General features: G+C 67.9%; 12 protein-coding genes and 1 pseudogene. 4 read left to right on the top strand and 9 right to left on the bottom strand.

What is annotated here, in order from left to right; translation table 11 throughout:
* The 8 genes and pseudogenes from VD972_RS38335 to VD972_RS38300 all read right to left on the bottom strand — a co-directional run.
* Window positions 1–119 (bottom strand): annotated as a pseudogene (locus VD972_RS38335) (phosphatidylserine decarboxylase); the annotation flags it as partial.
* A 2-nt stretch (window positions 120–121) separates the two neighbouring features.
* Window positions 122–802: a hypothetical protein gene (locus tag VD972_RS38330; RefSeq protein ID WP_324993782.1), complete on the bottom strand. Its 681-nt coding sequence runs from the start codon at window positions 800–802 to the stop codon at window positions 122–124.
* A 116-nt stretch (window positions 803–918) separates the two neighbouring features.
* Window positions 919–1,650 carry a metallophosphoesterase family protein gene (locus tag VD972_RS38325; RefSeq protein WP_324993781.1) on the bottom strand — a complete coding sequence of 244 codons (732 nt, stop codon included), beginning with the start codon at window positions 1,648–1,650 and terminating at the stop codon, window positions 919–921.
* Window positions 1,651–1,683: 33 nt separating this feature from the next.
* Window positions 1,684–2,055: a TIGR02266 family protein gene (locus tag VD972_RS38320; RefSeq protein ID WP_324993780.1), complete on the bottom strand. Its 372-nt coding sequence runs from the start codon at window positions 2,053–2,055 to the stop codon at window positions 1,684–1,686.
* Between the two features lie 101 nt (window positions 2,056–2,156).
* On the bottom strand, window positions 2,157–3,080 hold the full coding sequence (locus tag VD972_RS38315; protein ID WP_324993779.1) for a PfkB family carbohydrate kinase: 924 nt from the start codon (window positions 3,078–3,080) through the stop codon (window positions 2,157–2,159).
* Window positions 3,081–3,193: 113 nt separating this feature from the next.
* Complete coding sequence (locus tag VD972_RS38310) at window positions 3,194–4,717, bottom strand: MlaD family protein (protein ID WP_324993778.1); 1,524 nt, start codon at window positions 4,715–4,717, stop codon at window positions 3,194–3,196.
* 79 nt (window positions 4,718–4,796) lie between these two features.
* On the bottom strand, window positions 4,797–5,537 hold the full coding sequence (locus tag VD972_RS38305; RefSeq protein WP_324993783.1) for an ABC transporter ATP-binding protein: 741 nt from the start codon (window positions 5,535–5,537) through the stop codon (window positions 4,797–4,799).
* 66 nt (window positions 5,538–5,603) lie between these two features.
* Window positions 5,604–6,419 (bottom strand): ABC transporter permease, encoded by an 816-nt coding sequence (locus tag VD972_RS38300; RefSeq protein ID WP_324993777.1) that lies wholly within the window; start codon window positions 6,417–6,419, stop codon window positions 5,604–5,606.
* 159 nt (window positions 6,420–6,578) lie between these two features.
* Between VD972_RS38300 and VD972_RS38295 the strand changes: the two genes are divergently transcribed.
* From VD972_RS38295 to VD972_RS38280, 4 genes are all read left to right on the top strand, one after another.
* Entirely contained in the window at window positions 6,579–7,139 is a 561-nt protein-coding gene (locus tag VD972_RS38295) for a hypothetical protein (protein ID WP_324993776.1), read from the top strand.
* A gap of 57 nt (window positions 7,140–7,196) precedes the next feature.
* Complete coding sequence (locus tag VD972_RS38290) at window positions 7,197–8,555, top strand: hypothetical protein (RefSeq protein WP_324993775.1); 1,359 nt, start codon at window positions 7,197–7,199, stop codon at window positions 8,553–8,555.
* Window positions 8,552–9,295 (top strand): hypothetical protein, encoded by a 744-nt coding sequence (locus tag VD972_RS38285; protein WP_324993774.1) that lies wholly within the window; start codon window positions 8,552–8,554, stop codon window positions 9,293–9,295. The genes VD972_RS38290 and VD972_RS38285 overlap by 4 nt, the downstream gene beginning before the upstream one ends.
* A 66-nt stretch (window positions 9,296–9,361) precedes the next feature.
* Complete coding sequence (locus tag VD972_RS38280) at window positions 9,362–10,024, top strand: hypothetical protein (RefSeq protein WP_324993773.1); 663 nt, start codon at window positions 9,362–9,364, stop codon at window positions 10,022–10,024.
* A gap of 60 nt (window positions 10,025–10,084) precedes the next feature.
* On the opposite strand, the gene VD972_RS38275 is transcribed toward VD972_RS38280, so the two are convergent.
* A partial coding sequence (locus VD972_RS38275) for a choice-of-anchor A family protein (RefSeq protein ID WP_324993772.1) occupies window positions 10,085–10,658 on the bottom strand: 574 nt, incomplete at its 5' end.

The following is a 10,658-nucleotide window of genomic DNA, read 5'->3' as shown; positions in this document are numbered from 1 at the left end:
TTCATCGCCATCCGGTGCACCGGCGCCGGCGCGGGCAGCCGCGTGGCCACTCCCACCACCGAGGACAGGGCGGACTTGGGCAGGAGCTGCATCAGCTTCATGAAAGTCTGTTCGTTCATACTCACGGGCCTGAGTCAGGGCCTCCCGTCGTCGAGCCGCCGTCCTTCGTCACGAAGGTGGTCTGCACGGAGCTCTTCGGTAACACCGCGAAGACCTTGCCGTCTTCGATGATCACCACCTTGGCGACGAACCCCGGGTACGACTGGTTGCACCTCGCCCGGTCGGCCATCTCCCAGGCGTCCCGCAGCCCCCGGCCCGTCACGGTGATCTGCTTCATGCGCTGGAAGCAGCCCAGGTAGCCGGCCGTGAGCTCGGAGGCCTGCGTCCCCACCTCGGGGCCTCCCGTCCCCGGCCCTGCATCCCTGGGCTCGGTGGGGGCCGGCGTGGGCTCTGGATCCGGCTCGCTCGGCGTGGGCGCCGAGGGGCCAACCGAGTCCACCTCCCGCGCCGACGCGATGGCGTCCTCCTGCTCCTTGCGCGCCTTCTCGACTTTGGCCCGGCCCGTCTTGATGCGCTGCTGCAGCTCGCGCGCCGACGGCGCGTCCGTGCTGTCCGGCGGCACCTGCTCGAGCAGGGCCTCGATCTCGTCCATCTGCGGATCGGCGAACGCGCCATCCAGCTGCTGCGCATACAGCGTGCTGAAGCGCTTCTGGGCCTGCTCGTAGGCCTCGGAACGCGGTCCGGGCTCCTTGCTGCACCCCGTGGGCGCCAGCACGATCAGGACGGTGGAGACAAGGCCCACCAGGGGCCGACTCAGGGTCGTCAGGCTGTGGTTCCGCACAGGGCGGTATATGCCACGTTTCCGGCCTCCCCGCCGCATTTCAGCGGGCCGAAGGCCGGCGCGCCCCGGGCCTTGGCTCAGACGCCCAGGAAGAGGCGCTTGCCGAAGTTCAGCGCGAGATCCGCGTCGAAGATCTTCTGCGCCGCCGTTTCAATATCGTACTCCACGCGGGTGTACTCCACCGTGCGCGCGTCCGTGTCGCAGATCACGAAGCAGGCCCGGTTGTCGTAGTCCCGCGGCTGCCCCACGCTGCCCACGGAGATGATGTACTTGTAGCCTCGGCGGATGCCGAACTTCTGGGCCACCACGTCATTCACCTCGCCGTTGCCGATGGCGAACGCCTTGCACAGGTGGCTGTGGCCGATGAACGTGACTTCCGGCAGCTCCGCCACGAAGGGCGTCAGCTCCCGCGCCTGCTCCAGCGCGAAGATGTACTCGTACGCCTTGGGCTCAATGGGCGAGCCGTGGCAGAAGCCCACCTCGCCGATCCGGTACGTGTACGGCAGGCTGCGCAGCCACGTGAGGTTGTCCTCCGCGAGCACGCTGGCTGACCAGTCCAGCGCGTGCCGGGCCGCGTCGTAGTAGTACGAGTAGTCCATCCGCCCCGCCACCGCCGCGTCGTGGTTGCCCAGCAGCGTCACCTCCGTCACCGAGCGCACCAGGTCGCAGCACTCGTTGGGGGACGCGCCGTAGCCCACGATGTCTCCCAGCGAGACGACCCGGTCCACCTTGTGCCGGTCCGCCGCGCGGAGCACCTCCGTCAGGGCCTCGATGTTGGAGTGGATATCGGAGATGACTGCAATCCGCATTCGTGTGCCTCGGCCACTCGTCCGCCGGGCTCCTCAAGCCCCGGGCCAGCGCGCGCTCTCGTGGGAGATGATCTGCCGGAGCCGCTCCAGACTGCTAGCATCCAGCGACTCGAACTGCAGCCCCATTCCAGGCGGCCAGGGCTTGCCATTGTGGCGTGTCCAGACGACCTTGGCCAATGTCTGGAAGTGCTGCCCGTCCTCCTCCCCCGCGCCCAGCCGGACGGTCGCCCGAGTCCCCTCCTGCAGCGGTGTGCTCGTGCGCAGGAAGAGGCCGCCCTCGCTCAGGTTGCCCACGCGCGAGTACAGGGTGACGTTCTCACCCTCGCACCAGCAGCGCATGCGGGACGGAACCCGTCCGAACTTCCGGTTCTCCATTGACGCGAGATCCTCCACGGCCAGACCCATGAGGCTCCCCCCTCGGTCCTTCCAGGACCATGGAAAAAGACAGCGGGGGTGCACAGTACGGGGTGCTCCCACATACCGTCAAGTCTGGGAGAGCCGTTTTTTCAGCCCTGCAAGGGAGCAAGCTCCTCGAAGTGCGTCAAGCGCTTGAATTCACTGAAGCGCTTGCGGATCTCCGGCAGGGAGAGATCGCGGAGCCGATCCAGGCTGAAGCGCTCCACGGTGAACGAGGCCATGACGCTGCCCATGACCATGGCGCGGCGGACGACTTCCGGGTCGAACTGGGCGGCGGTGGCCAGGGTGCCCATGAAGCCCCCCGCGAAGGTGTCCCCCGCGCCGGTGGGATCGAAGACGTCCTCGAGGGGGAAGGCGGGGCAGGCGAAGATGTGATCGCGCTCGAAGAGGAGGGCGCCGTACTCGCCGCGCTTCACGACGACGCGCGTGGGGCCCATGGAGAGCACGGCGCGCGCGGCCTTGACGATGTTGTGCTCGCCAGAGAGCTGGCGGATCTCCGCGTCGTTGACAAAGAGCAGGTTGACGCGCTGGAGCGTCTTGAGCAGGGCCTCGCGGCTGCCCTGGATCCAGAAGTTCATGGTGTCCGCGGCCACCAGCCGGGGGCTCTGCACCTGATCCAGCACCTGGGACTGGAGCTCCGGGTGGATGTTGCCCAGGAAGACGTAAGGGGCGCTGCGGTAGGACTCGGGCAGCTTCGGGGCGAAGTCCTGGAAGACGTTGAGCTGGGTGTCCAGCGTCTGGGCCTCGTTGAGCTGGAAGCCATACTTGCCCTTCCACCGGAAGGTGCGGCCCTTCTCGCGGGTGAGGCCCTCCAGGCCGATGTTGCGCCCGCGGAGGAACTGCACGTGGGCCTCGGGGAAGTCCTCACCCACGACGGCTACCAGCTGCACGGGGGTGAAGAAGGAGGCCGCGGTAGAGAAGAAGGTGGCGGAGCCGCCGAGGACTTCCTCCTTCTTGCCGAAGGGGGTTTCTACAGAATCCAGCGCAACCGAGCCGACGACGAGCAGAGACATGGGGCTTCCTAGGAGAGAGGCCGGGGGGTGAAGACTCTGAGCACGGCGCGCCTGGGCAAGACCCGTGCCGCGACGAGGTACTTCGTTCCTGCGCTCAGGTCAAGCCGCTGGAGTCAGGGCGTGGGGACGGAGGGCAGCAGGGCCTTCAGATCATCGTCCGTGAAGAAGAGGCCGCCGCCGAAGAAGAAGTCCCGGCCGGCGATCAGGCGCTGGGTGGCCGTGTCCCGCTGCTGGGCGTTGAGGATGTCGTCCATGCCGGCCATGACGAAGAGGTGCTCGAAGGCCTGGGCCCGCAGGGTGGCGCGCAGCCGCGGGTAGCGCAGCTCCTCGGCGGAGAAGTTGAATGCATCCAGCTTCAGCTCCAGGTGATCCTTGAGCAGGTGCACGTCCGCGCCCACGCCGCCGGTGGACTCAATCAGGCCGAAGCGCAGGGTGGTGAAGTAGTAGCGCTTGGCGAACTGCGCGCTGATCTTGTACGTCTCCTTGATGATCTTCTGCGTCTGCACCACCGGCTGACCGGAGGCGGGCGGGTTGTTCTGCACCACCTGCACCTCCACCAGCCCGCGCGGATCGTCGATGATCTCCAGCAGGTAGTACTTGTCCGGCTTGGGGATCAGGCGCAGGGAGATGCCGTTCTTGGCGCGGCCCTGGGCCAGCAGGTAGGAGGCGTTCAGCCCCACCTCCGTCTGCATGCCAGTGAGCCGGGTGGCATAGTCCGAGACGTCGGAGATGGCCTCGGTGAGCTTCTGGCCGAGCTGCTTGTCCGCCAGCAGCGCGCCCACCGTGCCCTCCCCCTCCCGCACGCCCTGGGTGATCTGCTCCAGGTTGCCCAGCGTCCGATCCAGCTTTTGGATCGTCTCCTTGAGGCTGGCCACGCCCTCCTTGAGATCGCCCTCGTTGGTGCCCACCACGTGCTTCACCGTGGCCAGCACCTCGCGCACGTCCTTGGTGATGCCCTCGATGTTGTTGACGATGCGGGTGACTTCCGCCTCGTTCTCCGCTGTCACCCCGCGCACGTCCTCGGAGACGCCCTCGAAGTTGGACAGGATGGCGTTGAGCTTCTCGCCGCTGGTGCGCACCGTGTTGTCCACGGACTCGGACAGGTGGATGAGGTTCTCCACGATGCGCTGCAGCGAGCCTGCGCCCCGCTCTCCGCCCAGCACGTCCCTCAGCGCCGCCGTCACCTGCTGGATGTCCGCAGTGATCTGGCTGAGCGACTGGAAGACGGCCTCCATGCCCTGGGTGTCGATCACCCGCTTGATCTGCCCGCCCTGCGCCATGGGCAGGCCCTGCTCGGTGCCGGGGCTGAGATCCAGCAGGTAGTCGCCCAGCAGGGACTCCGAGCGCTTGGTGAGGATGGCGTCCTCGCGCAGCTCCACGTCATTGCGGATCTTCAGCCACACCTTGGCGCGCGTGCCCTCCAGGCTGATGCTGCTGATCTCCCCCACGGCGATGCCGGCGATCTGCACCCGGCTCTTGGCGCTCAGCCCCGAGGCGTCCCGGAAGTACGCCCACACGCTGATGGACTCTTTCTCGCTCAGGCCTCCCTTCCTCGCGAACATGAAGAACGCGAAGAAGAAGGCCCCGGCGGTGATGACCAGCAGTCCTACACGGAAAGGCGTGACGAGCTTCTTCACCGAGGGTGACTCCGAGGGGGTCCGGCCAAGGCGACTCTAGCGGGTTGCCGCCCGGGTGCCACCTTTTCCAGTCCCATGGTCAGTTCTTCCCAAACCACGTCTGCAGGAAATTCTTGACGATCGGGTGCTCGGAGCTGCGCAGCTGCTCCGGCGGGCCGAACTCGATGATGAGGCCCTTGGACAGGAAGGCGATGTAGTCCCCGACGTTGAAGGCCGAGGCGATGTCGTGGCTGATGACGACGCTGGTCACCTTGAGCCGGGCCTGGGCCGCCAGGATCATCTCGTCCACGGAGTCGGTGGTGATGGGGTCCAGGCCCGTGGTGGGCTCGTCGTAGAGGACGATCTTCGGCTCCATCACCACGGCGCGCGCCAGGCCCACGCGCTTGCGCATGCCGCCGGACAGGTCCGCCGGGAACTTGGCCTCCACGGAGGGGGGCAGGCTCATCAGCTCCAGCTTGGAGCGGACGAGGGCGCGGATCTGCTCCTCGGACAGCTCCTTGCGGTGCTCGCGCAGCGGAAAGGCCACGTTCTCGTACACGGTCATCGAGTCGAAGAGGGCCGCGGCCTGGAACACCATGCCGAACTTGCGCCGGATCTGCTCCAGCCGCGCGTCGCCCAGCGGGACGAGATCCTCCCCGTCGACGATCACCTGGCCCTCATCCGGCTTGAGCAGGCCGATCATGTGCTTCATCAGCACCGTCTTGCCCGAGCCCGAGCCGCCGAGGATGACGCACGTCTTCCCCTCGGGGATGGTGAGGTTGATGCCGGTGAGCACCTTGTGCTCGCCGAACATCTTGTGGAGGTTGACGATCTGGATCATCGGCCGCTCGGCGGCGGACTCTGGCGCGGCGGTAGCCATGGGCTCAGGCGATATCGAGTGCAGCCTCTAGTGCAGCATCACGCCGACGAAGAAGTCGAGGATGAAGATGGACAGCGCGCTGGCCACCATGGCCTCGGTGGTCGCCTGGCCCACGCCCTTGGAGCCACCCGAGGCGTTGAAGCCCTTGTAGCAGCACACCAGCGTCACCGAGAGCCCGAAGATGGCGCCCTTGATGAGGCCCTCGTACAAGTCGATAGGGTCCAGCCACTGCTGGGTGCGGTTCAGGAACGTTCCCGCGGAGATGCCCTTGGCGATCACCGACACGAAGTAGGAGCCGCACATGCCCGTGGTGTTGAAGAGCATGGTGAGCACGGGGACCATGATGAGGCCGGAGATGACCCGGGGCACCAGCAGGTACTGGATGGGGTTGACGGCCATCGTCTCCAGGGCGTCCACCTGCTCGGAGACGCGCATGGTGCCCAGCTCCGTACACATGGCGGAGCCGGCGCGCATGGTGACCATGAGCGCGGAGAACACCGGGGCCAGCTCGCGCGTCAGCGTCAGCGCCACCGTGGGGCCCACCATGCTCTCCGCGTCGAACAGCTCGAAGGCGCGCGAGGACTGGTGGGCGAACACCATGCCGGTGAACACCCCGGTGAGCGCCACGATGAAGATGGAGCCCACCCCCACGAAGTCCAGCTGAGCAAACAGGTTATGCAGGCGGTAGGGCCGCTTGAGAGCCCAGCGGCCTACCTGGAAGCCCAGGTACGTCACCCCGCCAATGTCCGAGACAACCCTCATCGCCCCCTTGCCGAAGTTCTCGATCGCCTGGAGGAGAGCGTGGGGTTCCTTGGGCGCGTTGTCTGCGTTCTCGGTGGCCATAGGTGGATAGGAGGGGAACGAACCTGTCCCCACTCTACGTGCCTGCTCCGGCGGCACAAGTGCCCGTCGCACGGCGGTTGTGCTTCGGTGGGGCGGACTTTATGTTCCGCCCCCCTTTTTCTCATGACGAGGGCCTCAGGCCCGAAACCGAGCATCCCGATGGCGACTCATCATAAGGTTGGCGGCGAAGTCGATGCCCCCTGTACCCGCTGCAAGCTCACCCTGGCTCACACCATCCTGGCGATGGTGGGCCCCAAGATCGTCCGGGTGCGCTGCAACACCTGTGGAGGCGACCACGTCTACCGCAGCGCGCCGGGCACCACGGACCGGCCCACGGCGCGGAGCATCGCTCGCGCCTCCGGCGCTCCCCGCGCGGAGAAGCCCGAGAAGGTGGTCATCTCCTTCGAGGATCAGCTGGCCGGCAAGGACATCGCCAACGCGCCCAAGTACAGCCCCAAGGACGCCTACAAGCTGGACCAGGTCATCCAGCACCCGACCTTCGGGCTCGGGCTGGTGACGGCCGTCCGCGGGGACAAGGTGGACATCGCCTTCAAGGCCGAGACGAAGACGCTGGTGCACGGCCGCGGCGGCGCCCCCGCCGAGCGCCCCGCCTTCAGCCCACCCAGCGCGCGCACCAGCGGCCCCGCGGACAAGCCGCTCGCACCTTCGGCTACAGAGACGGCCGACGCGGCACCCGCGCCCACTCTCGCCGAAGAGTGATGAGGTGTTGACGTTCCCCGGCGAGGGAGTGAACATCGCTGGGAATCCTCTATGCGCTTGGTGTTCCTGCTTTTCCTAGCTGTCGTCGCCCTGCCGGGGGTCGCGGCAGCGGCGGTGCCAGAGGTGCGGGCGACGCCAGCGCGGGTGGTGCTCGGGCAGGACACAAGCGTGGAGCTGGAGCTCCAGGTCCCCGAGGGGACCGGCCCCCTGCGCGCCACCGCTTCCACGGGGAGCTTCGTGCAGCCGGTGGTGGAGCAAGGCAAGGTCCGAAAGTTCCAGTGGACGCCGCCGGACGTGCGCTACCCCCTGCTCGCCGTGCTGGCGTTCTGGGTGGAGACGCCCTCGGGGCCGCCCGAGGTGGCGGTGGTCCGGATCCCGCTGGTCGGGCGGACGACGCTGCCCATCACCACGGATCCTGGCGCAGAGGTGGTGATCGAGCTGGGGGCTGCCCGCTTCGGTCCCGTGAAGGCCGATCGCCGCGGCAAGGCCAAGGTGCCGGTCGAGGTTCCTCCCGGCATGAGGCAGGCGCGCGTGCTGGCCACGCGGGGCTCTCTGAAGACGGATCGGCTGATCAAGATCGACGTGCCGGATCAGCGCTCCTTGGTGGCGCTGCTCACGCCGGAGCCCCTGCCGCGCTCGGGGGGATGGGTGGTCGTCGTTGGGGAGGAGCCGCTGACCGCCGCGGAGCTGGAGCTCACCGCCGAGGGCGCTCACGTGGAGGACCCGAAGGACGCGTCCCCGAGCTACCGGGTGAGCCCCCTGGAGGGCTCCCAGTCCGTCTCCGTGCAGGCCCGGCGCCGCGGGACCAAGGACACCGCACAGGCCCAGGCGACGGTGGGGCGCGTGGAGGAGCGCCCCCTGCCCCCCTCACCACCGGTGGCGTCCACGCCGACAGCCCCTGTCGTCGCCTCCACGTCCAAGCTCGCCATCCACCTGCTGGCGGGAGCCTTCTTCGCCGGAGGCGCGAACCGAGGGCCCGCGGTGGCCCTGGGCGCGTCCTACCCCCTGCCCTTCTGGAATGAGCGGGTCGCCGCGGAGGTCGAGGCGGGGCTGCGCCGCGCCGCGCTGGATGCACGGATCGACGGCTATGGCACGCTGCACTCGAGCGTGCTGGCGGGCCCGGTGCTTGCCTCCGCGCGCCTCACGCTGTTCGAGCGCTCGGCCTTCGCCGTGTACGGCCGGGCGGGGGCGGGCGTCCTGCCGTTCCAGCATGACGTCTCCAGCGATTTTCAGGCCACCTTTGGTGAGAGCAAGCTGGCGCCCATGGCCTTCCTGGCCGCGCAAGGGGCGCTGCGCTTCAGCCGCGTGAGCCTCCTCATGGAGCTCCGGGGCGAGTACGGCCCCGCCCAGACAGCCCGTCTCAATGCCCAGCTGGGAGGGATCGGCGCCTCCCTCGGTGTGAGGTACGAACCATGAATCGGGCTGTCCTCGCACTGCTGCCGCTCCTGCTCTGGGCCTGTGGGCCTGCCGGGCTCCCCGCTCCCTCCATCGTCTCGGTGCTGCCCGAGCAGCTGCCGCGGGGGAGCCCGTCCGCCCTGTCCGTGAAGGTGAGCGCCGTGCTGCCCCTCTCGGTGGACTACCAGGAGCAGGCCGTGGATCCCGCGCAGCTGCAGATGACGGTGCAGCTGGCCGGGCAGCCCGTGGACGTCGCCTTCGCCGATCACGATGGGACGCTCATCCTCCCGGTCCCCGAGGGCCTGGAGCTGGGTACCTACGACATCCGCGTGACGCTGGCGGATGGCCGCGAGGCCGTGCGCGAGGGTGGCTTCTCCATCGTCCCCGAGCACACGCTGAGAGGACCGGGGGGCGACGGTGGCACGCCAGGGGACGGCGGGACCGGCGAGGACGGGACGGAGGGGGGAGACCGGGGCAACATCTTCGGTTTCTGGATCGATCCCATCCGGGACCAGGTTCGCAACGTCCCGTTCCGGATCACCATTCGGGCCCTGGGACGCGGCGCCAGGAGCTTCAAGTCACCCCTGTCGCTCCGCTCCAGCAGGGGCAAGGTGAGCACCGTCACCCAGGGCTCCTTCTCGGAGGGGGTGCAGGTGGAGGAGATCTCCCTCTCCCTGCACGGCCACAACGTCTACCTCATGGTGGAGGACGCTCACGGACACAAGGGGCTGTCGAATCCCTTCGATGTCGAGAAGCGTTGAATCGAGCAGAGCCTGAGCCGGGCAAGGATTCGGCCAGGCTCGCCAGTTGTGGCTATGATGCGCGCCGTGAAACGGTGGATGTCGGTGCTGGCCTTGCCTCTGTGTGCGTGTGGCGCCTCCGAATTGCCACTGCCGTCCATCGTGTCCGTAGCGCCCACGTCCATGGCGGCGAACGAGCGGATCCTGCTGACCGTGAACCTGGAGGGCACCTTCCCTTTCAAGGTCGCCTACAGCGAGGACTCCGCCGAGCTCGTCACCTCGGCGCGCCTGGGCATCGGGGAGCAGACCTTCGACATCCTCCGGACGGAAGAGAAGGGGTACCGCCTCCTCTCGGAAGTCGGAGAAGGGCTGCCCGTGGGGCCGCACGAGCTCCGGGTCGAGCTCACGGACGGCCGTCAGGTGGTGTTCGAGGACGGCTTTGAAGTCACGCAGCCGATCGACATCACCGGGATTGCGATCGACCCCATCGCGACCCAGATCCGCCTGAAGCCCTTCCGCGTCATCCTGCGGGCGCAAGGGCCGGACGCGGAGCTCTTCCAAGGCCGGGTGAACCTGAGCGTCTCCAACGGGACGATGACCCCCACGCAGAGCAGTCCGTTCAACCAGGGCGTGCTCCTGCAGGAGGATGTCACCGTGGACGCCCCGGGCGGCAGCTTCGTGACGATCACCGCCATGGACTCCGCGGGCCACTCGGTGACCTCGAACAGCTTCCGCGTGCTCGCCAACTGAGCGCCGGTTATCGGGAATGAAGCGGGAGGAGCCCAGTGACGAGCCCCTCCCGCGGAACCGCTACTGGCAGATGTCGTGGTCGTTCAGCGCGTTGATGTGGCCCTCGGCGTTGCCCGTCAGCGACTTCGCGAAGAGGCCGCCATCCCAGCTCCCATCGCTGAAGGAGACATCGGCGTACGGGGCCAGCACCGTGCCCCAGAAGCCGAAGCCCGCCGCCGTGATGCTGGTGGCGTCCACGAAGTTGTAGAGGACGCCCTGCTGATCGATGCCGCCGCGGAACTCGTGGCCGAAACCGCCGAAGCTGGCCGAGGTACCGTGGATGTTGACCACAACCAGGGAGTCGGCCGGCGCGGTGATGGACAGCAGCGTGGCGCCCACGAAGGCGCTGGCCTGCACGTCGAAGACGTTCACGCTCGGATTCACGCCGTTCATCATGACGCCGCCCCAGGACTCGAACGTGGTGGTGCCGTTGACCGGCAGGCCCGCCAGCTGGGTGGAGAGGCCGCGCAGCTCGGCGAACCGGGCCGCGAAGTCGATGGGTGTGCCCGAGGCCGGGGCGCCTCGCGGATAGGACACGGTCGTGTCGGCGGTGTAGGTGCCCCCGTAGACGGCGTCACCATAGACCGCACCGCGA

Origin of the sequence: Hyalangium sp. (genome assembly GCF_035629615.1) — a bacterium.
Classification (GTDB): domain Bacteria; phylum Myxococcota; class Myxococcia; order Myxococcales; family Myxococcaceae; genus Hyalangium.
This window is presented reverse-complemented; position numbering and strand designations above follow the sequence as displayed.